Raw genomic sequence first — 20,815 nt, forward strand, 5'->3', positions numbered from 1 at the left:
ACCTACGCACCCGGTATCGGCGGCCCCGGCCGCGTCCTGAGCCGAACAGGCGCCGGCGCGCCGCGGCGCGGGAGTTCCTCTCAGGTCGCGGGCCCACCGGCCGACAGGATCCCTGGGGACGGAGAGGTGGTGCCATGCGCGCTGGCCAGGTGACTCCGAGCGGAGTCGAGCGGATGTTCGGGACCGACGAGCTGATCGTCAGCAAGACCGACACCAAGGGTGTCATCACGTACGCCAACGACGTGTTCCTGCGGCTGTCGGCCTTCCCGGAGGACGAGGTGATCGGCAGGCCGCACAACCTGATCCGCCATCCCGACATGCCGCGGTGCGTGTTCAAGCTGTTGTGGGACACGCTCAAGGACCGGCAGGAGATCTTCGCCTACATCGTCAACCTCGCCGGCGACGGCGCGCACTACTGGGTGCTGGCGCACGTCACCCCGTCGTTCGACGCGAGCGGCCAGGTGGTCGGCTACCACTCCAACCGACGACTCCCCGACCGCGACGCGGTGGCCGCGACCACCGCGCTCTACGCCGACCTGCGCGCCGCCGAACGCCAGCACAGCCGCCCGGCCGACGCCATCGAGGCGTCGACGGCGCTGCTCAACCAGAAGCTCGCCGACCGCGGGCAGACCTTCGACCAGTTCATCTGGTCACTGACGAGTGAAGGTGCGGCCGCGTGAGGCGCAAGGAGACCGTGGCCAAGGGCGAGTCCACGGCCGGCACCGAGGCGCTGCGGCTGTTCGCCGACGTCTGCGAGAAGGCCGCCGCCGGTGACCTCGAGGCCCGCATCCACCACACGAGCGACGACGACGCCGTCGTGGCCGCGCGCAACGCGCTGAACCGGCTGCTCGACACCGTCGACGGCTTCGTGCGCGAGTCGGCGGCGGCGTTGACGTCGGCCAACGAGGGCCGCTACCACCGGCGGTTCCTCGAGCGCGGCATGAAGGGCGCGTACCGCGCCGGTGCCCGTCAGATCAACAGCGCGCGCGAGGCGATGCGTCAGACCGCCGAGCGGGTCGAGGCCGCCTCGCAGGCCCGCTTCAGCCTGGCCGACGAGATGGAACGGGCCATCCTGACCGTGTCGGAACAGGTCGCCACCGCCGCGACCGAGATGGGCGCCTCCGCGGCGAGCCTGGCGTCGTTCGCCCGCACCGCCGTCGACGAGTCCGGCAACGCGTTGAACACCGTCTCGGTGCTGCGCAACGCGTCGGAGGAGATCCGGCAGGCGGTGCGTCTGGTCACCCAGGTCGCGTCGCAGACCCGGCTGCTCGCGCTGAACGCCACCATCGAGGCCGCGCGCGCGGGCGACGCCGGTCGCGGGTTCAGCGTGGTCGCGAACGAGGTCAAGACCCTGGCGGACGAGGCTGGGCGCTCGACCGACGCGATCAGCGAACAGGTGACGATGGTCCAGCGGGCCGCCGGCGACGCCAGCACCGCCCTGGAGGGCATCACCGGCAGCATCCGCCAGATGGACGAGATGATCGCGGGCATCGCCGCGGCCATCGAGAGCGGCCAGGGCGACCCGCAGGACACGTCGGGGCTCTCGCAGCTGGCGGAGGTGCTGAGGTCGGAGGTGTCCCGCTTCGTCGCGGTCGTCCGCGACAGCTGACCTCCGCTTCCCGCACCGATGCAACGCTGATCGCGTCCGGGGTGTTCATCGACGATAATCACCGCATGCTGATCCACGTCGTGGTCACGGCCGCCGTACTGGCCGCGCTCGTCCCGGTCCCGGTGAATGTCGCGAGTGGACGGACGGCAGCGACCGACGCGGAGACCTGGACACCGCCGCTGAGCACCCGGGGCCGCTACATCGTCGACGCGAACGGCAACCGGTTCAAGCTGCGGTCGGGCAACTGGCACGGCGCCAGCGGCACGTGGACCGGCACCGGCGACGCGGCCGACGGCGCCAACCCGCACCTGAACGGCCGCACGCCTCTGCAGGTCTACGACGCGGTGGTCGAGGCGCTCACCGCGGCCGGGCTCGCGGTGATCCTCAACAACCACACCAACACCACGAGGTGGTGCTGCGGGGTCGACGGCAACGAGCGGTGGAACGCCAGCCAGAGCGCGGCGACGTGGGAGGACGACTGGCTGTTCATGGTGCGCCGCTACCGGTCCAACCCGCGCGTGGTCGGTGCCGACCTGTACAACGAGGTGCGCCGGTCCATCATGGACGATCCGAACTGGGGCGGCGGCGGCGACCACGACTGGTTCGCGGCGTCGCAGCGCCTCGGTGACCGCATCCTGGCCGAGGCCAACCCCGACCTGCTCATCATCGTCGAGGGCATCAACTGGACCGGGCTGCCGGTCGACGGTCTCCCGCACGGCCGGCCGACGCTGGAGCCGGTGCGCACGTTGTCGCACACGCTGGTGCGGTCCGGGAAGCTGGTGTACTCGGCCCACTTCTACGACTACACCGGCCCGCGGCACAGTGGCGCCACCGGCATCGGCGAGACCAGCGACCCGCGCTACCGCGACCTCGACCGCGACCAGCTCCACGCGGTGGTGACCCGGCAGGCGCTGTTCGTCGCCGGCGAGCCGGGGCAGCACTTCACCGCGCCGGTGTGGGTCAGCGAGTTCGGCGTCGGCGGGCGCGACGAGACCGGCGCGAGGCAGCGCGCCTGGTTCCAGAACATCGTCGACCTCCTCGTCGCCGCCGACGCCGACTTCGCGTACTGGCCGGTGGTGGGTTGGGGTGAGCGGAACTCGTGGGCGCTGCTGCACTGGGACGCCGCCGGCCGGCGCACGGGCCCGTACGACGGCGACGACTGGCGCGGACCGGCGTGGTCCCGGTTGACCGGCTCGCCGGGCGTCGAAGGAGCGGTTGCACCGGTGACGGACCGCTCGATGCTCAGCCCCGACCGCGGCGACTTCGTGCAGTCGCTGCGCCTGCGGGCCGGCGGCGACTGGCATCCCGGCGCCCGCAAGGCCGCCTGCCCCGACGGTCAGCGCCTCGCCGGTCACAGCCACACCGGCAACCGCGGCCTGTGCGTCGACGCGGCGCAGCCGGGCCGGTTCGAGCTCGTGGTCGACGAGCGTTACGTGTCCCCCGACTGGGCGTCGGGGTACACCAAGCTCCAGTGCCCGCCCGGTCTCGCGATGGTGGGCTACAGCGTGCGCGGCGCCGTCGTGGCCGGGGCCATGTGCGCGGCGCTCCCGGTCGCGGCGGGGTCGACGGGACGCACGGTGTGGTTCGACCGTGGCGACAACCGTCCCGCGGGGGCGGCGGGTGGGGACTTCGCCAGCGGCCACTACAAGGGACAGTGCGCCGACACGGAGTACGTGGCGGGTGTCGCGTTCACACGCCGGATCGGGTCGTCCGGGTCGCCGGCCGCGATCCTGTGCCGGCCGGTCACCTAGCGAGGCTTCACGTTTCGACGGACGCCGCCGCTGGGCACCACACCCGACGTGGGTGTCGACGACTATCTGATCGCCATCGGTTTCGGCGCGATCCTCGGGATCGCGGCGCGGATCATCATTCCCGGCAAGCAGCGGATCGGTCTCCTCCTCACCGTGCTCATCGGCATGGGCGCGGCCGTCGCCGGGACCTGGATCAGCGACCAGTTCGACCTGGGCAGCGACGCCACCTTCGAGGTGCTCGGCCGCACCCTCGACTGGCTCGTGATCGGCATCCAGGTCGGCATCGCGGTGGTGGGGGTCGCGCTTGCGGCGGTGCTGGCACCGACCTTCGACACGGACCGCCGCACCCGGAGCTGACCGCACCGCCCGGCCTCCGTCCATGTCGGCCCGATTGCGCGACGGCTCCGGCGGGTACCGGGCCGGTATGAACGATCCGGCGTCCGACCGCGTCCATGACAGGGCCGCACACCTTCTCCCGGAGGAGCGTGCGGCCGGCAGCGACGATCCCGCGGCCCAGGCCGAGCAGATCCTGAACGACTCCGACGCCCGCGAGGCGTACGACGAGTCCGCGCCGGACCTGCGCATCGACCACCGCCGGTCGACCGACACCGTCGAGCCGGAGGCCTGAGGCCGCCGGTCCCCCGGTCCCCTCAACCCTGTGCGGCCCGGCCTCCCCCTGGTCTCCTCAACCCCGCGCGGCCCGGCCTGAGATCGTTTCCGCCTCAGCCCGGTGCGACCCGGAAGACGGGCCAGCCGATCTCCGTGCGCCATGCCGCCGGGTCCGGGGTGTCGCGGGGGCCGACCAGGTAGCGCTCCCGGACCGGACCGGCCACCGCGAGCGCGTTGGCCACCACCCAGGCGCCGAGTTCGCCGTAGGTGACGTCGACGTCGTCGTGCTCCCCGACGTGGGTGGTGGTGGCGAGCTCCACGGCCGGCAGGCTCACCGGGTGCACCCGGCCCCGGCGCGGCGGGTCCGGTGTCGGCCGGTAGACGAGCACGTGCCCGCGGCCGTCCTCGAAGAGCGAGTTGTCGTACAGCCCTCCCGGGACGCCGTTCTGCCCGCCTGCCGATCCACCTCCCGGTACGCCGGTCTGCTCACCCAGAGCGGCGTCCAGTTCTGCCATCGCGCCGGCGTACCAGGCGATGACATGGTCGGACTCGACGTCGTCCTCGATGGCGGCCACCGTGGTCGCCGGGACCGCGCGCAGCTGGACGTCGAGCGGGGTCGGCTCGGGGCGCAGGAGCCGGCGCAGCGACGCCACCGCCGCGCGCGTCCGGTCCAGCTGCGTCTCCAGCCGTCGCAGATGGTCGGTGACGAGCGTGGCGCGCGCGTCGGGGTCGGGAGAGCGCAGGATCCGCTGGACCTCGGGCAGCGGAACGTCGAGCTCGCGCAGGCGGTGGATGATCTGGGCGGTCGGGATCTGATGGGCGCTGTAGTACCGGTAGCCCGTCGCGTCGTCGACCGTCGCGGGCTCGAGCAGTCCCGCCTCGTGGTAGCGGCGCAGGGTGCGCACGCTGAGGTGGGTCAGCCGCGAGAACTCGCCGATCGCGATCATGGCTGGATTGTGCACCCTCTCCCCGCGGGAGAGTCCAGTACTTGACCATCGCGCCGGGAGACGCCCCACCGTCGAGCCATGACGAAACCGACCGACATCCAGCCCGCGGAGCTCCCCACCACGATCACCGCGTACCTCAAAGCCCACGCCGCCCGCGACACGGAGGCCGCCCTCAGCGCGTTCTCCCCCGACGCCGTGGTCACCGACGAGGGCAGAACCTTCCATGGGACCGAGGAAGTCGCCGACTTCCTGCGCAAGGCCGGAGCCGAGTACACCTACACGACCACCCTGGTCGGCGCCCAGCGCGTGGACGCCACACGCTGGGTGGCGGTCAACCACCTGGAGGGCAACTTCCCCGGCGGCGTCGTCGACCTGAAGTACCACTTCACCCTGTCCGACAACCTGATCACCAACCTGGACATAACCCCCTGACCGACGGTGACCACGGACATCCGGCCTGGTCAGGGCCCATCCGACCGGCTCGCGGGCGAGGTGGTGAGGAAGTCGCGCGCGGGCCGGTTGGGGCATGCGCTACTCTGTAGCGGCTGCACGGGACGTGGCGCAGTTTGGTAGCGCACTTGACTGGGGGTCAAGGGGTCGTCGGTTCGAATCCGGCCGTCCCGACACAGGTCAGAGGGCATTTCCGATCGATGGAGATGCCCTCTTCTGCTGTCTGGGTGGCTAACTGGGTGTCTACCCGCCGTCGGCGGTGCCGAAGATCCGGTCCATGGCGATCGCGCCGTCCTGGATCACGGGCCGGAGCTGGTGGCGGTACACCGTCTCGGTGATGTTCGTGCTGGAGTGACCGCACAGGTCGGCGATCGCCTCGATGGGCAGACCGTTGTCGGACAGAAGCGACACGAAGCTGTGACGCAACTCCCGAGGGGTCCATTGCGCGGGCTCCAGGCCGGCTCTCTTGGCCACGAGGCGGAAGGCGCGGAGCACGTTGTGCCGGTCGAGTTCAGTGCCCGCGCTACTGGCGAATACCAGCCGCCCGTCCAGATCACCCTTCACGCCGGCGCGGTGTTGACGGAGTACGAAGACGCACCGGGCTGGCAGGGCAAGGGTGCGACGAGACTTGCGAGTCTTGGTGTCGCCATCGGCACGGACGGAGCGCCAGACCTGGATCGACGGCGGTATCGCCGGATCAGCGTCGGGGACGCCGTCCAGGTCGACGAGGTCCCAGGTAAGTGGTCGAAGCTCCTCGGTGCGTGCTCCGGTCAGCAATGAGACCACGATGTAGGCGTGCAGGGTGGAACCCTCGGCAGCGACGAGCAACTGCTTGGCCTGATCGAGGGTGAGCGACTTCGACGGTCGGCCTCCTTGTCCGGTCGGGATGCCGCAGAGTTCGACGACGTTGCGTTTGACCTTGTCGCGCGCCATTGCGCGGTGAATCGATCGCCGCAGGATCGAGTAGACAAGCCGGACCGTGCGGGTGCTCAGCACCTTGGCGCGGGCCAATAGCCATCGGTCTACGTCAGTTGCGGTGAGTTCCCGAAGCTTCCGCTTTCCCAGATGCGGGACGATGTGGCTGCGGGCGAGGATGCCGTAGTTGGCGACGGTGGACGGACCGGTACCTGTCAGGCCGTAGGTGAGCCAGTCGGTGACAGCGTCGGCGACCGTCGCCGAGTTCGTTGCGATGAGGACGCCGTCGTCATGCTCACGGATCTTCTCCTTGAGTTTGGTCCGTGCCTTGGCCTTGTCCTTGTCGCTGACCTTGCGAACGATGCGCTTGCCATTAGGGGCATAGCCGACGGTAACCGTCCCGATCCATCGCTGCCGGGCGGCGTCCCAGTGAAGCGAGCCTTCTCCCCGACCGCGTCGCTTACCGGCCTTGTCGTCCTTGGCCGACATCAGGCGGCGTCCGACATGCTCTCGCGCTCCAGCAGCGCGAGGTAATCGGCAATGGCCGTGGCGGGAACCAGTCGGGTACGGCCCTCCTTGACCGTATGAAGACGACCGGCGCGGATCAGTTCGTAGATGACAGACCGGCTGAGGCTCAGCCGAGTCATGACGTCGGGGATGCGGTAGAGGTCCTTGTGGTCGGTCGTGGTCATGGTTCCTTCCGGGAGGTCGAGCGGTTCGCGTTCGGGGCTTCGGTGTCAAGGCGGGGTTGACACCGGATCGGTCAGGCGGCGACGGCTGATGGGATGGCCTGCCGCGTGTTGTTGATCTCGTCTGTGAGGACGTCGTGGGCGGCTTGTTGTCGGGCGCGGGCCATGGCGGCGGAGGTGTTGGCGAGGAGTGCGTCGCCGTGGGTGCGCCAGCCGGCGCCGGCGTAGGCGAGTTCGGTTTCCACGACGGTGGTTTCGGCAGTGTGCTGCACGTCGAGAGCCGCGGTTTCGGTGCGGGCGTGGATGACGCGCCGCTGGCGCAAGATGCGGAAGGTCACGCTGTAGCGGCGGCTCTTGGTGAAGCAGTGGCCGCCGAAGCCGAGCATGTGTGCCCATCGGCGGAGGCCGCGCCAAGCCCGTGGTTGGCCGAGTGTCCAGCACGCCTCGACGAGTCGCTCGGTGTGTGAGCCGTCGGGATCGGCGTACACGTCGATGGTCTCATCGGTGAGCCGGCGGGACGTGTGTCCCGTGGCTTCGGTGGATTTGGTGGCGTACTTGGCGAGGTAGCCGGCCACCTGCTCGTCGGTGATGGCGTCGTCGGCAGCCAGCCGCAGCGGCCGAATGTCGATGCCCTTGTCACGGTCGCCCCACCGGATGGGCCAGCCCCGGGGTCGGGCCGGGTGGGTGTCGGTGGTGAACCGGACGGTGGTGGCGTGTTCGACGGCGTCGACCAGGTCCAGGACGCCGATGCCGATCGGGGGTCGGACGATGGCGTCGGCGTTGTCGGGATCGTGGCCGTCGAGGCGGATGATGGCGTGGTAGTGCACGACGCCCCGGCGTTGCATCTCGGCGGCCTTGCCGAACTCCAGCCGGACGAGCTTGCTCGGGATGCGCAGCTGCCGGCAGCGGCGACTGATGGCGCGTCGGATGGCGATCGTGGTGCGTCGCCACAGTTCCGGTGCCTGGTTGTTCCAGATGACCTGGGCGCCGTGGTCGTAGCAGTCCAGGCACAACGGTTGGCCGAGGATCTTCTCCCCGTCGGCGTGGATGCGGTGACAGCGCACGTCGACTCCGTGGGGGCACGGGTCGGGCTGTCGACGTGGCCGGCACGGCAGCTGCTGGCCGGCCTTGCCTCGCCGCTGGGTGTGCACAACGCCGAACGACGGTGCGGTGTAGGTGACGAACAGGGCCGGGTGCTTGGCCACGGCGGGGGTGACGCCTTTGCCGCCGGTGAGGCCGGCGAGGACGAGGTGGTAGGCGTCGCGGCGGTAGGTGTCGGCGCAGGAGGGGCAGACAGAAGCGCGGCGGTTGCCGCACGGCTTGTAGATGACGCCGTCGGGCATGGTGGCGGTGTCGACGGTGGACATGACGCGGCCGCCGCCGGGGTCGGTGGTGGTGCTGGTGATGGTGCCGGCCAGCCGGACGGGGTGGGAGCAGCCGGCGGCCGGGCGGATGTGGCCGAGCCAGGCGCCGTAGTCGCCGGTGTTGGCGCGGGTGATGGCCTGTCCGGCGACGGTGTAGGAGTGGGCCGGGATGTAGCGGGGTGGGGTGGCCGGGTCGGCGTTCGAGCCCACACCCCGGGCCGGGGCCGCAGCCGAAGCTGTAGCCGGGGTCCGGGGTGTGAGGTCCAGCGTCGATCGGGTCACGCGGCGTCCCGCTCGGGACGGGTGCGTCGGCTGCTGCGGTGGCAGCCGAGGTGTCGGCCGCGAGCGGCCAGGACGGCGGCGAGCGGTTCGCCGCACACGGGGCACGGATCGGGTGCCAGCCCGGACGTGGCCACCGTCTCGGTGGCCGGTGTCGGCCGTGTGATGCCGAGGAGGTAGCTGGTGGTGATGGTGCCGGTCGTGATGACCGTGCGGCAGTTGTCGCACTGCCGTTCGTGGGGTTCGTGCCGGCCGCAGGCGACCGTCGAGGTCGTGCCGGTGTCGTGGCCGATGGTGACCGGGGTCAGGCATGGTCCGGTGTCGGTGACATGCACGATGGTGCGCCGGATATCGATGACGTGCGGCTGCTCGTCGATCGGGCAGCGGTGGAGCACGTGGTGTTCGTCGATGCGGTAGATGTTCATCGGGTGCCGCCGATCGGGGTGCCGTTGACCCGTACCGGCTGCTCGTGCTGCTCGGTGTGGCCGGTGACGGCGTGCAGGAGTTGCCCGGCGGTGTCCAGGCCGATGCTCATCCGGGTAGCCAGCTCCGGCGCGGTGATGGGTCGTCCGGTGGTCTGCTGGTGGTTGACGATGGAGAACCTGGCCGTTGGCAGCAGGTGTGCCGGAAGGTCGACGACCGCCGGCGGTGAGGTGTCGGCAGCAGCCGGCACGAGGGGAGCGCTGGCGTCCTGCTCGGTGGCGGTCGCGTCGGTGATGTGCTCGCCGACGAGCTCGTCGGCCTGGGCGTGCTGCTCACCGTCCAGTTCGTCGAGCTGCTCGCCCCGCAGGTCGTGGGGCCGCCGGTTGTCGGCGGTGTGCACCAGATCCGTGGTTACGGGCCGGTCCGGCATGAGCGACGATGTCGTGGTGTCGGCCGTCGCCGGCTCGCTCGTTGTCGCCGTTATGGTGACGGCCGCGGTCCGGGAGAGGACGACTTTGGCCAGCACGAGGAAGCCGATGGCCGGCAGTGCGGCGGCGAGCCAGCCAATGACCGACCGTTCTGCCTCGACGACCTGCGCGGCGAGGGAGACCGCGACGAAGAACAGCAGCGCCGTACCGACGAAGGCGGTTGGTCGGTGGGTACGTGCCCGGCGGCGTAGTTCCAAACCGAGGGCGATGGACATGAGTTCAACGACGACGGCGTTGGCCCAGCCGATCCAGTTCGGCTGTCCGTGGGCGACGGTGACGTCGTGGACGTGGGTGAAGGACGCGGCGCCGGCCATGGCGCCGATGGCCAGCATGATGATGACCTGGACCAGGCCTTCGGCTCGCTCGGTGGTCACGAGTATCACCGCCCGGCCACGATGGGGATGCCGAACGGGTCGTGGTCGAGGCGCCGGTAGCGCCGCGCGGTGTGGTACAGCACCTTCCAGTTCGGGCGAGCCACGACGAGTGCGTCAGCGAGCTGGTTGCCGAACTGGGTCAGGGTCTTGAGCCGGATGTGCCAGTAGACGCGCTCGTCCGCACCGGTCTCGGTGAAGATGTGGTAGGCCTTGCAGCCCATGTAGTAGCTGGCCGCGACGTCGCGGAGCAGCTCGTGGACGGCGTCGAGCTTGACGCCGTCGGTGATTCGCGTTGTCATAGCGGATCTCCGATCACGTCGTGGGGATATGGGCAGGAGGACGGCCTGCAGAGGCCGTCGGCGTGCCGGGCGAGGAGTCGAAGCTGCGGAGGGAGCTGCCACAGCAGCCACCGGCGATAGAGCGCGAAAGCAATCGCAGCCACCGTTGGGGCCGCTAGAACGGCCAGGATGCTGAGGCAGATCACCAGGAGCGCGGTCATAGGGTCGTCTCCTCGATGCGTTGGACGGTGAGGATGCCGACGCAGGTGTGGCAGAACGTGGCGGTGTAGCCGAGCGTGGCTAGGGCGTCGGTGAGGCAGTGTTGGCACGTGCTGTCGGCCGGAAAAATGCCGATCCCGCCGCAGCAGGGGCAGGTGTCGGTGCAGTGCCGGCAGGCGACGTATACGAGGCCGAGGACGTGGTGGGTACCAGCAGGTGCGAAGCCACTGAGGCACCATTCGCAGCCCAATTCGGCCGGGTCGACCTGGATCATGTCGTCGTAGTCGTCGGGTTCAAAGGGCGGTGTGGTCATGTCTGGCGTCCCTTCGGGGTTGCCGGGGTTATCGGGCTGGCTGGGCGCAGTCGAGGCATTCGCCGTATCGGCGGGGGATGTAGTAGCCCTTGACCTGGGTGCAGGTGCGGCAGGTCCGCCGGGCGAGAAGGGCCTTGTCGATGGCGGCCCGCTGCGCCGGTGTGGCGGTGCGCTTGGCTTTGGCGACTGCGATTTCGTAGAGGTAGGCGACGCGTTTCTTTCCTTTGTGTCGCCACAGGATCTGTGCGGCGATGTCCTGACCGCCGGGGCGTAGGTTCGCCGCGCGGAGTTGGCGGCGGGTGGCGTACTCGGTGGGGGCGTTGCGGTAGGGGTAGGTCGGCATGCCGAATCGGTGGCCGTATGGGTCGTAGAACTCGATGAACCGGCCGAGTGCGACGAGGGTGTCGAGGTAGGGGATCGTGATGGTCATCGGTCGGCCTCCGCCCGCTCGTCGTCGGCGCGTTGTGCGGCGTGGTGGTCGTCGAGGAGCACCTGGATTTCGGTCACTGCCTCCTCGGAGGTGACGTGTCCGTCTTTGGCGAAGCCGATCCAGGCGGTGATGGAGCCGAGGAGGAATGCGGTCCGTTGGGCGTATCGGAATGCCCGGTCGGGCTGGTCCTGGCAGAGGTTGTCCATCAGTGCTCACCACCCCATCGCTGTTGGGCTGCTTGTCGGGAGATGCCGATGCGGGAGCCGATCTCGGCCCAGGAGTAGCCGTGCCGGCGTAGACCGGCGATGGCGTCATCGGTGGCCGCTTCGATGTCGGCGCCGAGCCGGATGAGGTCGGCGAGGGCTTCGACGTCGCCAGCGGCGACGCGTCGGCCGTGCGCGGCGACGATGCGGCGGGCGAACGCGGCGAAGTCGTCGTTTTCGACAACGTCGCGTCGACGGCGGCGCTTGGGTGACCCGTGTTTGCCGGAGCGGGGGTCGGGTTGGTTGAAGTAGCTCATCGCCGGTACCGCCGGCCCTGGGTGCGACCGTCGTTGTCGTACTGGTCGGCGGTGATGAGCAGGTGGATGATGACCTGGTCTGCGGTCTGGTTGGTGTCGTCGTTCCAGGCGGAGACGGCGTGGCCGGCGTAGTCGAGCCAGCCGAGCAGGGTCAGGTCGTCGCGGAGGTCGTCCTCGGGGTAGGTGAAGGTGTCGGCCAGGGTGGCGAGCGCGATGTCGACGTGCCAGCCGAGTCGGCCGTCGAGGACCGGGTCAGTGGTGGGGTGGCCGTAGATGACGGCGCGGGTGGCGCCGGTGACGTCGGCGGCCGGGTAGGGCACGGTCAGGTCGGCGTAGAGGCCGCCCTGGTGCCAGCCGTAGGTGGCCAGATAGCCGGCGGCGGCGCGGAGGGTGTCGGCGGGGCTGCCGATGATGTCCCCTGCCTCGTCTCGTGCAACGACGGTCAGCGGGGTGTAGGTGAAGATGTTGGGTGTCAAGGCGTTGTTGACGGTGTTCGGGCTCATGCCGCACCGCCGGTGGGGTTGCGACGGTCGTAGTCGTCGGCGGCGTCACGGCAGGTCTGGACGACCTGCTCGACGGTGCGGCCGGGTTCGTCGTTCCAGTAGCCGACGCTGCCGCAGCCGAAGTCGTCTCGGTCGTTGAGGTAGTCGATGAGGATCCGCGTTGCCGCGTAGAAGGCGTCGCTCCCGGCGCGGACGTAGGACTCGGGGTCGTCGACCGGTCGGCCGTAGACGCAGATGCCGATGCCGCCGAGCAGGCATGCCGAGGGTGCGTGGTCGGGTCCCGGGCCGTAGTAGGTGTGCTGGGTCCAGCCGTGCTGCTCCAGGTAGTGCGCGACCGAACGCAGGGTTTCCGCCGGTGACCGGTCGGATCCGTCGGTGACGGTGGTAGTCACCGGTTTTTGGGTAGGGTGCATGGAGTCCACGTCCTTCCGTAGGAACGGGAGAGGGATTTGGGCTGTGACCGGGGTCGGCTTGAGCCGGCAAGCACAGGGCCGGCCCCGGGTTCGTTCGTGATTGGCTGTCAGGCCGCGGGGAGTAGTGCGGCGAGCCGTTTGTTCATGTCCGCGGTGTGGATGCCGTTGCGGCGGCGGACATCGGTGGCGTAGTCGGTGATGCGGTAGATCTGCGCATCGGACAGGTAGGCCGCTTTGATGCGGCGGGGGGTGCCACCTTCGGCGATGAGGTAGCCCTCACCGGGGTTGGTGGGGCTGATGTCGTTGGCGTTGTAGCCGGCTTCTGCCTGGCCTTGGCCGAGGATGACGGCGGAGGAGCCGATGGTGGTGCAGCGGAACGCGGCGCGGTAGCCGAACAGGTCCCGCAGGCTGGTGGGGATGATGTCGAATGACGGCCGCTGGGTGGCGGCGACAACTGGCATGCCGCAGGCGCGGCCGAGGGAGACCAGGCCTCGGAGGAGTTCGACGAACCGTTCCTGCTGTTGCTTGGTGCCCAGGACGGTGGAGTACATGGCGAGTTCGTCGATGAGGGTGACGATGATGGTCATGTTGTCGTCGGGTTCGATCTTGCGTCCTCGGTGGACCAGCAGCCAGTAGTAGCGGTTGCGGGCCACGATCAGGAGTCGTTCGAGGACATCGATGGCGTGGTCGAGGTCGAGCCCGACGAATTCGTCGGCGACGCCCATGTAGGGGCCGAGTTCGACGAGTTTGGCGTCGAAGAGTACGAGCCGGACCCTGCCGAGCAGGGATGCGAGCGTGGCATGGCTTGCGACGTTGTTGAGGAGGCCGGATTTGCCGCTGCCGGGTTCGCCTGCGACGAGGAGGTTGCGGTAGATGAACGGGCAATGGACGTGGTGGCCGTACTCGTCGATACCGAGGTAGACCGGGTCGAACATCGACACTGTGGGGGCCACCGGTTGCCCTGCCCGTTGCAGGGTGGTGGTCACTGAGGGCTCCTTCCGGGGAGCGGTCGGGGGTGTGGCGCCGGATGCCACGGGGATGGCAGTGCCGGCGCGCACACGTGGGGTTGTCAGTCGGATAGACCGGACCGGTGGGAAGCGCGAGAGCGGTGGAGCCCTTCCTGGATCAGGAAGTTGACCAGCCCTTCGGTCCAGTTGGGTTGAACGGTGTACATCTTCTTCAGGACTGCGCCTGCTGCGTCTGCGTCGCGGTTGCGCAAGGCGTTGGTGAGTTCGACGAGGAGAAGTTGGTACAGCAGAACGTCGGACGGCATGAGCGTCTCCCTTGCAAGCCGGGGGTTGCGACGGGGTTAGTGGAAGTGCTGGACGATGGTCACGCAGCCGCAGCTGCCACCGACACCGAGCAGGAACAGCAGGACGAGAAGCCCGACGCCGATGTCACCGACGGGCAGGCCGGTAACGAGCTGGTAGACGAGCCAGCAGCCGTAAAACGCGGCGAGAAGAACGACCGCGAGAACGACAGCGCCGATCCGGATGAGGGTGCGGCGGGTACGGCGGTCCTGTTCCTGGATGGCGAGTTGACGGGTTCGCCATTGCATGTAGCGCAGCACCCGTTCTTCGCGCTGGGCGATGAGTTGCTGCGGGGTGTACACGACCGGCGCGGTCGTGACCGGTTGCGGGTAGTACACGACGCGGACGGCAGGTGCCGTTGTCGTGGGAAGGTTCTTGCCCATTGTGGTCACCTCCGGTCAGATCCAGTCGGCAACGTCGTCGACCCCGTTGGCCGAACTGATCGCCGAGCCGTTGGTGGTGGCGTCGCCACCGTTGGTCGAGGTGCTTCGCCGACCGTTGCCGTTGGGCTTGTGGCCGTTGGCCTTGCCGTTGTCGACCGGCGTGGCCGGCTTGATGACGTCAGGCAGATCCAGTGCCGTCGGCACTGCCACCAATGTGCGGAGCCCGTCGGTGCCCTTCTCGGCGTTGTCGCCGGTGGGGTCGGGGACGAGGTCGACGAGTGGGCTCGCCACGTCGCCGGTGAGGACCTGGCGGCGCTTGATGTCCAGCCGCACCCGGGCGGCGTTGGTCTCCGATGCCTTTTCCACGGTGACCGTGGCGGCGGAGCAGCCGACGGCGAGCTTGTCCAGCCGGGATTCCAGATCCTTGATGGACAGACCGGGCCGTAGCCAGATGGTGACCCGTTCCCCGATCGGGGTCGGGTAGGCGATGCCGATCAACGGCAGCGAACCGGACCGGTTCGCGGTGATGAACTGCGCGAAGCAGGTCCGCAGCCGGTGCCGCACGATCAGGCACCACGCCAGGGCGGTGATGCGCTGGCGGACGGGTCGCACCGCGGCGGGAACGCCGAGGACGACCGCGAGGACGGCGACCATGACCGCCGGTGAGGTGGCCATCGCGAGGATGGTCCAGCCGTAGATGGCGCCGGTGGACAGCACGATTTCCGGCAGCCACCACCAGATCAGGCGCAGGATCGGCCAGATCCGCACGACGGTCCACACGACCGCCCCGACGGGGATGCCGACGAGTGCGCCGACGAACAGGGCCGCGATCGGGTGCATCCGATCCGTCGCGACAGCGGCGACGAGCAGGCCGACGATGATGCCGGTCAGGTAGAACGCCACCTTGGCGTTACGGGCCGACGAACGGTGGAAACGGCCATCGATCACCGTGATCGTGCCGTGGGTCTTCCCACCGAACAGCCCTTTGCCGCTAGACTTGGACAACATGAGTCCTCCCTTTCGAGGGTGGATTTCGGTGGGCGCGAGGTCCGACTCGGGACGTCAATTCCAGACGGGCCTTGCGCTCACAACTTCTTGAGGGGCCGAACGTCTGGCAGGCAGGGCCGCCGACGAGAGAAGGTCGAACGGCCCTGCGCCTCGATGCTGATGCGACCCATCCGGGGGTCGCGAGCCCAGGCACAGCCTGGGCGGTTGCCGGTTACCCGGTCTCTTTCAGACAGCAGACGGAACGGTCTGCTGGAAGATCAGCCACGGACACCGGTGGCCGAGCGCAGCGCGACGAACCGACGAGAGTTACTTGCTCGATGCCGGACCAGAGACCGGCTTCAGCGAGACGGCACGGAACGCAACGCCGTTACGCCCGTTGGTCGCCCACGGAATGGCCTCCAGCTGCTCGATCGTGACGAGCTGCCCCGCCGTGACGTTCGGCTTCTCACCTGCCGTCGTCACCGCGATGACCTCGCCACCGGTCTCGTCGAGCACGAAGACCTGAGTCGACCACATGAGCCGGCCCGTCCCCTTCTCCGACCGCTGGTTACCGTTCTGGTCGTTCTTCGGCTCCGACTCCCGCGTCGCCTGAACCTGCTTGCCCTTCGTGTCCACGTACAACTTCACGACGTGTCCTCCTGTCTCTGAGCCAGTCCCCTTGTGGGACTTGCGCTCCGGTGAGAACCACTGTCGTGAATTTGTAGCGACATCATTACCACACCTCTGGAAATCTAGGGACGTCTCTTCTATCGTCAAGACGTCCCATCGTGTCCCTCAGATGTCCCCCTACAGAAGAGACGTCCCATGCCGAACGAGCGACTACGCGATGCGCTCTTGCGGGCAGGCTTGACGCCGGCCGAGCTTGCGGACCGGGTCGGCGTGAACCCGAAGACTGCCGAACGATGGATTACTCAGGAGCGGCCGCCGTACCTACGGCACCGCCGCGCTGTTGCGACCCTGGTACAGGAACGCGAGTCGTATCTGTGGCCGGACGCGTTGCCACCAAACCGGCTCGAGCGCATCAACCAGTCCGAGGTCGTTCGCATCTACTCCCGGCGCTCCGCCGTACCGACGGATCTTTGGCATCGGCTGATGGAGCAGGCAACGGCGACCATTAGCATCCTTGTCTACTCGGGCTTGTTCCTGCCCGAGCTGTTCCCGCGTCTCGCCAAGACACTGGCGCAGAAGGCGCGGGATGGAGCTGATGTACTCGTGCTGCTCGGTGATCCGGATTCCCCGAACGTCCGCGAACGAGGACACGACGAAGGGATCGGCGAGGTCATGGCGGGCAAGGTCCGCAGCGTACAGCGCTCCTACGAGCCACTGCGCGGAGTCAAGGGCGCGCGAGTGGGTCTTCACCGGACCACGTTGTACAACTCCATCTATCGGTTCGACGACGAGATGCTCGTCAACACGCATGCCTTCGGGTTCCCCGCCGCCCACGCACCCGTTCTCCACCTCCGCAGACTCGGAAGCGGCGACATGTTCGACTTCTACGCCGACAGCGTCGATCGCACCATGTCCACATCTCTGCGCTTGTGGCCTGACGAGGAGGCCGCCGCAACATGAGCCGCATCGAGCACTTCAACGACCCCAACGCGCCGAAGGCGAACAGTATCGTCGTGGCAACTACGGCGTTCGTCCTCGATCCGGACAACCGCGTCCTGCTGATTCGCCGCACGGACAACGGTCTGTGGGCGCTGCCCGGCGGAGCGCAGGACTTGGGCGAGTTCGTCGCCGAAGCTGCTGTCCGTGAGACGAAGGAGGAGGCCGGTATCGACGTTGAGGTCACCGGACTCGTCGGCATCTACACCAACCCGAACCACGTGGTCGAGTACAGCAATGGAGAGGTACGCCAACAGTTCTCGATCTGCTTCCGCGCAAAGCCGGTCGGCGGCGAACTCCGTGTCAGTGATGAGTCATCCGAGGTCCGCTGGACTCGGAGAACCGATCTCGACACTCTCGGGATCCATCCGTCCATGCGACTTCGGATCGACCACGGGTACGAGAACCGGTCACAGCCCTACATCGGCTGATGAGCGAGGCGATCCTCCGTACGCGTAACTGCGTCGACGAGCACTGGCTCCGCCTTGGCCCAGAACCGGGTCACCAGATGATTGGGGCCGTACCTTGCCCGAACTTCGGCGAGCCGCGCTCGGACGCTCAGATCCTGCCCGTCAGGGCCAGTCGTCATGTCGACATACCAGAGCGCGTCGGCCGTCGGCGACTGCTCCTGCGGGAACTCGGCGGCTAGGACATCGGCCAGGCCCCGTTCCTTCGCCTCGAACATCGCGCAGGAGTGATGAGCGACCAGTCCGGCGATGCGCTCGCTGAACCCGTTGTCCCGTAGCCAGCGGCCACCGTCGAGCGCGTGCAGGCCGGTGTCGACGAGGTCGGGCGCGTACCCGATGTCATGCAGCCAGGCAGCCGCGACCAGGTCACGCCGGTCGGCAGGATCAGGCAGGACGTGGGCCAGCCACTCGGCCTTGGTGCCCACCGCGCACACGTGCCCCCAGCGACGCGGGTTCACCGCCGCAAGATGTCCCTCCGCGATCCTCGCCGCTTCATCCGCCCTCACGGGCCGAGCGTCCCATGCCGCCCGAGGTTCCGCCAAGTAACGCGCTCGGCACCGGCCGGCCGGCCGCCGACAAGTCCGGTGAGAACTTTCTGTACGTCTTCAAGGCGGCCCTCGACGGGCCGCTCGCGCCGCCGACCGGGCACGAGCCGCGCGGCCTCGCTCGGGCGCTCGGCCGCAGGCTCTCCTGCCGGGCCCGTCGGCTGGCGCGGAACGCAGAAGGCCCCGGACCGCCGAGGACGACAGATCCGGAGCTCGTGGGCTGACGGGTGCGCCGCCGGCCGGAGCGCGCCGGCGAGTCGAGGCGCGCGGTTCGACGGCGACGACCTGGCCGTCGCGGGTCGCGGTCAGAGCGCCTCCGGCGGGGGCCTCAGACTCCGGGATGCCGGGACCGTCGGCCGGTCGCGCTGATCGGTGGTCGGGCTCAGATCCCGTCTGCCGTCGCCGCCGAGCAAGCCGAGCAGACCACCGCCCGGGACCGCCAGCCGCCTCCCGACCGTCAAGACCGCCTTGACATGGCGGCCCGGGCGCCGGCCCGCTCCACGAATGTGCGGGACGACGGCAGACGGGAAGCCTTAGCCGACCTTATGGAGACGGGTTAGCAGTATCTGGAACATACATTGCATGTACGTAAATACCCCGGCACTCCTTCAGAAGCGTTCGAGCAGCCACGGCGTCCATATCTCCGGACCGAACTGACTCGCGAAGTCGAAACAGATCTCGCGTATCAATAACGCAACCGTTGTCAAGAGCGAATTCCTGAACGTCAGACTCTGCTCCTGCCAGAACTGGACGCCGCTCGCTGGGAGGCTGAGACAAGTTGTGGTTTACGATATACCAACGGGCGTCAGCGTCTCGACCATTTCGCCGCTCAAATCCACGCGCAGCACGAGCCAGTCGCTGGAAGTCAGACGTCTTTGCACCTTTGCCGTAACCACGAACCTCCGCAATCGCCACCCATGACGTCCCATCATGTACTTCAAGATCTTCTAGCAAGCTGCTATTTTCGGCGATTCTCGCTTCGTCGGAATCCACAATACGGAACCCGAGCTCCGCCAAGGCCCTAGCTGTCTCATTCTTCAGGTCGTCTCCTTGGCTAGACAAGAGACGTCGATCTAGGTTATTGGTGGCCATTCGCAGGTCGTCCAATTTGACCCGCAGCTCGGAAACTCGCTCTTTGAGCTGACGCGTTGTACTGTCCAGCTCTTGTTCCGCTTGTTCGAGCTGGGTCAAGGCATCAATTTCAGATTTCGTCATCCATTGAGGGTCAGTCTCCCAGTCGGCTCGTGTGGGAAAAGCGACAGGATCAAGTTCGCGCCATACCGAGAAGATCGCCGCTATCCACGACCCACTGTCCGGTGTTTTTTCTGGCAACCACCAATGCTGCGGCAGTCCGCCCTGCGAAGACACGTCACGTGACCAGTATCCCGCACACGGTCGTCCCCCAAACTCTGACACGAGCGGCTGAATTACAGACAATTTGTCACGCCTTACGGCCGCCAATGTCGACGTATTGGCAGTCCCGGTGCGTCGCGTCACGTGATACTTAAGGATGGCTCTCGGCGAATTTTCGAGTAGCCATGGTCCTAGTGATTCACGCGCCAATTTGGCGACCTGCTCTGGCAATCCGCTTGCGACTTCCAACTTTCCAGCCAGTCCTTCAGCGGCATTCTCGATAAAGAAAAAAACTGCCGTTCCGCTGTCTACATACTTAAATTCATCGCGAAGTGTTGTGCCGCCAAACTGGATGACGTTTAAGCCACGGTCTAAGACGCCGATATCTCCTACTACGACTATAGCGTCATAATCTGATTGGCGGACCTCTGCACTAGGTTCATGAGTACTTAGGACGGTTATTACGGAGGCGTATCGTTGAATAGTCGCCACGAGTGGCGAGTCACGTTCAGCCCCCGCCACAAGAACCCACGGCCGACCTGCTTCACCAAATACGGTCATTCCGTTCGACATCCCTTCCGTTGCCGGGATGAGCATACGCAGGCAAACAGCAGCAGGAGCCGCCGGAGCCCGGCAAGCTGCTTTGCCAGTGTTGACACTACGGTTTGGAACATCTTCTACGGGGTGTTAGGTGGAGCCTTCCTGGCCCCGACCCTACGCGACACGTCCTCTTTCATGATCAGGCCGTGTCCAGGCCGGCAAACGTGAAAAGGGGCAACCAACGCCGACCACGAACGACCAGCGTTCGCGCAGGTCAGTGCCAGTTTCGCCCATATTCGCCATTCTTCCGAGGCGAGGGTCAGCCATCGATGCAGCTGCGATGGGCGGCCACATTCCGATATGACATGTGTCGTTTCGATAGGTGTCTTTCTGACATGTGTACATCCGCCAGGTGGCGGATGTCTCCGCACGCGCATGGCCGACACTCGATTTATGCCCGTCAAGCCCGAGGCGGTAGAACGCGCTGGCAGATCTAACTGACCGGCGACGAAGCCCAGAAATGGGGCGACCCCACGTTCGCCAACTGGGGTCGCTGCCAGCGGACATGCAAATTTCCAGGCCAGCGGACAGGGTGTTCCGGTTGGGCGGACACGTCGACTCCGGGTGGACGGTCATGGACTCTTACCTACCGTGTTCACTGCTGCTCGGCCGGCGGTGTCGAGTGCGGACGCGGTCGATGCCTGCTGCCGCGCCGCTTCCGCTCCTCGGCGCGCTGGGCGCGCCTGCGGTGCAGGTCGGCTTGCCTCCGCGTGTGTCTGGTCGCGGTCATGGTGTCGAACGCCCAGTGGTCATCGGTTCGATCGACCAGCCGAGCCGTCTCGGTCAGGCCACCACGTGCTGTCACTGCAAGTAGTGCAAGAACTTGCAGCTTTCTGTCCGCGGAGCCGGAATCCTCGGTGTCCGCCAACAGTCGCAGGCGCCAGTGGAGCGGCCCTCGGCCCGATGATTGCCCGGATGAGGGCCGTTCCACTGTGGGGTCCCGGCGTCAGCGTAAGGATCTGAACCATTG

At 67.6% G+C, this 20,815-nt stretch carries 29 protein-coding genes and 1 tRNA gene; 10 read left to right on the forward strand and 20 right to left on the reverse strand.

What is annotated here, in order from left to right; translation table 11 throughout:
• The first annotated feature begins 134 nt into the window (after nucleotides 1–134).
• From Voc01_RS30880 to Voc01_RS30900, 5 genes are all read left to right on the forward strand, one after another.
• A complete protein-coding gene (locus Voc01_RS30880) occupies nucleotides 135–680 on the forward strand; it encodes a PAS domain-containing protein (RefSeq protein WP_203931127.1) in 546 nt (181 codons plus the stop codon).
• A complete protein-coding gene (locus Voc01_RS54180; RefSeq protein ID WP_275423769.1) occupies nucleotides 677–1,609 on the forward strand; it encodes a methyl-accepting chemotaxis protein in 933 nt (310 codons plus the stop codon). The genes Voc01_RS30880 and Voc01_RS54180 overlap by 4 nt, the downstream gene beginning before the upstream one ends.
• Nucleotides 1,610–1,674: 65 nt before the next feature.
• Nucleotides 1,675–3,360: a glycoside hydrolase family 5 protein gene (locus tag Voc01_RS30890; protein ID WP_203931128.1), complete on the forward strand. Its 1,686-nt coding sequence runs from the start codon at nucleotides 1,675–1,677 to the stop codon at nucleotides 3,358–3,360.
• Between the two features lie 48 nt (nucleotides 3,361–3,408).
• Nucleotides 3,409–3,717 (forward strand): GlsB/YeaQ/YmgE family stress response membrane protein, encoded by a 309-nt coding sequence (locus Voc01_RS30895; protein ID WP_203931129.1) that lies wholly within the window; start codon nucleotides 3,409–3,411, stop codon nucleotides 3,715–3,717.
• 22 nt (nucleotides 3,718–3,739) lie between these two features.
• Complete coding sequence (locus Voc01_RS30900) at nucleotides 3,740–3,988, forward strand: hypothetical protein (RefSeq protein ID WP_239160594.1); 249 nt, start codon at nucleotides 3,740–3,742, stop codon at nucleotides 3,986–3,988.
• Nucleotides 3,989–4,082: 94 nt separating this feature from the next.
• On the opposite strand, the gene Voc01_RS30905 is transcribed toward Voc01_RS30900, so the two are convergent.
• Nucleotides 4,083–4,916 carry a MerR family transcriptional regulator gene (locus Voc01_RS30905; RefSeq protein WP_203931130.1) on the reverse strand — a complete coding sequence of 278 codons (834 nt, stop codon included), beginning with the start codon at nucleotides 4,914–4,916 and terminating at the stop codon, nucleotides 4,083–4,085.
• Between the two features lie 78 nt (nucleotides 4,917–4,994).
• On the opposite strand from Voc01_RS30905, the gene Voc01_RS30910 reads away from it, so the two are divergent.
• Together Voc01_RS30910 and Voc01_RS30915 are read left to right on the forward strand one after the other, a co-directional pair.
• Complete coding sequence (locus Voc01_RS30910) at nucleotides 4,995–5,348, forward strand: nuclear transport factor 2 family protein (protein WP_203931131.1); 354 nt, start codon at nucleotides 4,995–4,997, stop codon at nucleotides 5,346–5,348.
• A gap of 118 nt (nucleotides 5,349–5,466) precedes the next feature.
• Nucleotides 5,467–5,540, forward strand: a tRNA-Pro gene (locus Voc01_RS30915).
• Nucleotides 5,541–5,609: 69 nt separating this feature from the next.
• Here Voc01_RS30915 and Voc01_RS30920 read toward each other — a convergent pair.
• The 17 genes from Voc01_RS30920 to Voc01_RS31000 form a co-directional block, all read right to left on the reverse strand.
• A complete protein-coding gene (locus tag Voc01_RS30920; RefSeq protein WP_203931132.1) occupies nucleotides 5,610–6,770 on the reverse strand; it encodes a site-specific integrase in 1,161 nt (386 codons plus the stop codon).
• Nucleotides 6,770–6,973 (reverse strand): helix-turn-helix domain-containing protein, encoded by a 204-nt coding sequence (locus Voc01_RS30925; protein WP_203931133.1) that lies wholly within the window; start codon nucleotides 6,971–6,973, stop codon nucleotides 6,770–6,772. The genes Voc01_RS30920 and Voc01_RS30925 overlap by 1 nt, the downstream gene beginning before the upstream one ends.
• Before the next feature lie 71 nt (nucleotides 6,974–7,044).
• Nucleotides 7,045–8,616 (reverse strand): replication initiator, encoded by a 1,572-nt coding sequence (locus Voc01_RS30930; protein WP_203931134.1) that lies wholly within the window; start codon nucleotides 8,614–8,616, stop codon nucleotides 7,045–7,047.
• The gene (locus Voc01_RS53345) at nucleotides 8,613–9,038 is read right to left on the reverse strand and encodes a hypothetical protein (protein ID WP_239160595.1); all 426 of its coding nucleotides are present in this window, start codon (nucleotides 9,036–9,038) and stop codon (nucleotides 8,613–8,615) included. The genes Voc01_RS30930 and Voc01_RS53345 overlap by 4 nt, the downstream gene beginning before the upstream one ends.
• Complete coding sequence (locus Voc01_RS30940) at nucleotides 9,035–9,898, reverse strand: DUF2637 domain-containing protein (RefSeq protein ID WP_239160596.1); 864 nt, start codon at nucleotides 9,896–9,898, stop codon at nucleotides 9,035–9,037. The genes Voc01_RS53345 and Voc01_RS30940 overlap by 4 nt, the downstream gene beginning before the upstream one ends.
• Before the next feature lie 5 nt (nucleotides 9,899–9,903).
• A complete protein-coding gene (locus Voc01_RS30945) occupies nucleotides 9,904–10,197 on the reverse strand; it encodes a hypothetical protein (protein WP_203931135.1) in 294 nt (97 codons plus the stop codon).
• A 196-nt stretch (nucleotides 10,198–10,393) separates the two neighbouring features.
• Nucleotides 10,394–10,708: a hypothetical protein gene (locus Voc01_RS30950; RefSeq protein ID WP_203931136.1), complete on the reverse strand. Its 315-nt coding sequence runs from the start codon at nucleotides 10,706–10,708 to the stop codon at nucleotides 10,394–10,396.
• 28 nt (nucleotides 10,709–10,736) lie between these two features.
• Nucleotides 10,737–11,138 carry an RRQRL motif-containing zinc-binding protein gene (locus Voc01_RS30955; RefSeq protein ID WP_203931137.1) on the reverse strand — a complete coding sequence of 134 codons (402 nt, stop codon included), beginning with the start codon at nucleotides 11,136–11,138 and terminating at the stop codon, nucleotides 10,737–10,739.
• A complete protein-coding gene (locus tag Voc01_RS30960; RefSeq protein WP_203931138.1) occupies nucleotides 11,135–11,344 on the reverse strand; it encodes a hypothetical protein in 210 nt (69 codons plus the stop codon). Before Voc01_RS30960 ends, Voc01_RS30955 begins: the two co-directional genes overlap by 4 nt.
• The gene (locus tag Voc01_RS30965) at nucleotides 11,344–11,658 is read right to left on the reverse strand and encodes a hypothetical protein (protein WP_203931139.1); all 315 of its coding nucleotides are present in this window, start codon (nucleotides 11,656–11,658) and stop codon (nucleotides 11,344–11,346) included. The genes Voc01_RS30960 and Voc01_RS30965 overlap by 1 nt, the downstream gene beginning before the upstream one ends.
• Nucleotides 11,655–12,161 (reverse strand): DUF6197 family protein, encoded by a 507-nt coding sequence (locus Voc01_RS30970; RefSeq protein ID WP_203931140.1) that lies wholly within the window; start codon nucleotides 12,159–12,161, stop codon nucleotides 11,655–11,657. The genes Voc01_RS30965 and Voc01_RS30970 overlap by 4 nt, the downstream gene beginning before the upstream one ends.
• Nucleotides 12,158–12,553 carry a DUF6197 family protein gene (locus Voc01_RS30975; protein ID WP_203931141.1) on the reverse strand — a complete coding sequence of 132 codons (396 nt, stop codon included), beginning with the start codon at nucleotides 12,551–12,553 and terminating at the stop codon, nucleotides 12,158–12,160. The genes Voc01_RS30970 and Voc01_RS30975 overlap by 4 nt, the downstream gene beginning before the upstream one ends.
• 128 nt (nucleotides 12,554–12,681) lie before the next feature.
• Nucleotides 12,682–13,509, reverse strand: coding sequence for an FtsK/SpoIIIE domain-containing protein (locus Voc01_RS30980; protein WP_203931154.1), 828 nt, complete (start codon nucleotides 13,507–13,509; stop codon nucleotides 12,682–12,684).
• 134 nt (nucleotides 13,510–13,643) lie between these two features.
• Nucleotides 13,644–13,847 carry a hypothetical protein gene (locus Voc01_RS30985; protein WP_203931142.1) on the reverse strand — a complete coding sequence of 68 codons (204 nt, stop codon included), beginning with the start codon at nucleotides 13,845–13,847 and terminating at the stop codon, nucleotides 13,644–13,646.
• Nucleotides 13,848–13,883: 36 nt separating this feature from the next.
• On the reverse strand, nucleotides 13,884–14,267 hold the full coding sequence (locus Voc01_RS30990) for a hypothetical protein (RefSeq protein ID WP_203931143.1): 384 nt from the start codon (nucleotides 14,265–14,267) through the stop codon (nucleotides 13,884–13,886).
• Nucleotides 14,268–14,282: 15 nt separating this feature from the next.
• Complete coding sequence (locus Voc01_RS30995; protein ID WP_373873892.1) at nucleotides 14,283–15,275, reverse strand: hypothetical protein; 993 nt, start codon at nucleotides 15,273–15,275, stop codon at nucleotides 14,283–14,285.
• Nucleotides 15,276–15,581: 306 nt separating this feature from the next.
• Nucleotides 15,582–15,902: a hypothetical protein gene (locus Voc01_RS31000; protein ID WP_203931144.1), complete on the reverse strand. Its 321-nt coding sequence runs from the start codon at nucleotides 15,900–15,902 to the stop codon at nucleotides 15,582–15,584.
• Nucleotides 15,903–16,079: 177 nt separating this feature from the next.
• Between Voc01_RS31000 and Voc01_RS31005 the strand changes: the two genes are divergently transcribed.
• Both Voc01_RS31005 and Voc01_RS31010 read left to right on the forward strand, forming a co-directional pair.
• The gene (locus Voc01_RS31005) at nucleotides 16,080–16,844 is read left to right on the forward strand and encodes a helix-turn-helix domain-containing protein (RefSeq protein WP_203931145.1); all 765 of its coding nucleotides are present in this window, start codon (nucleotides 16,080–16,082) and stop codon (nucleotides 16,842–16,844) included.
• Nucleotides 16,841–17,311, forward strand: coding sequence for an NUDIX domain-containing protein (locus tag Voc01_RS31010; protein WP_203931146.1), 471 nt, complete (start codon nucleotides 16,841–16,843; stop codon nucleotides 17,309–17,311). Before Voc01_RS31005 ends, Voc01_RS31010 begins: the two co-directional genes overlap by 4 nt.
• Here the strand turns inward: Voc01_RS31010 and Voc01_RS31015 are convergent.
• Entirely contained in the window at nucleotides 17,299–17,853 is a 555-nt protein-coding gene (locus Voc01_RS31015) for an HD domain-containing protein (RefSeq protein ID WP_203931147.1), read from the reverse strand. The genes Voc01_RS31010 and Voc01_RS31015 overlap by 13 nt on opposite strands.
• A 14-nt stretch (nucleotides 17,854–17,867) precedes the next feature.
• Between Voc01_RS31015 and Voc01_RS31020 the strand changes: the two genes are divergently transcribed.
• Nucleotides 17,868–18,116 carry a hypothetical protein gene (locus Voc01_RS31020; RefSeq protein ID WP_203931148.1) on the forward strand — a complete coding sequence of 83 codons (249 nt, stop codon included), beginning with the start codon at nucleotides 17,868–17,870 and terminating at the stop codon, nucleotides 18,114–18,116.
• Nucleotides 18,117–18,435: 319 nt separating this feature from the next.
• On the opposite strand, the gene Voc01_RS31025 is transcribed toward Voc01_RS31020, so the two are convergent.
• The gene (locus tag Voc01_RS31025) at nucleotides 18,436–19,737 is read right to left on the reverse strand and encodes a hypothetical protein (RefSeq protein ID WP_203931149.1); all 1,302 of its coding nucleotides are present in this window, start codon (nucleotides 19,735–19,737) and stop codon (nucleotides 18,436–18,438) included.
• Between the last annotated feature and the right edge of the window lie 1,078 nt (nucleotides 19,738–20,815).

Source organism: Virgisporangium ochraceum (assembly GCF_016863655.1).
In the GTDB taxonomy this organism is placed as follows: domain Bacteria; phylum Actinomycetota; class Actinomycetes; order Mycobacteriales; family Micromonosporaceae; genus Virgisporangium; species Virgisporangium ochraceum.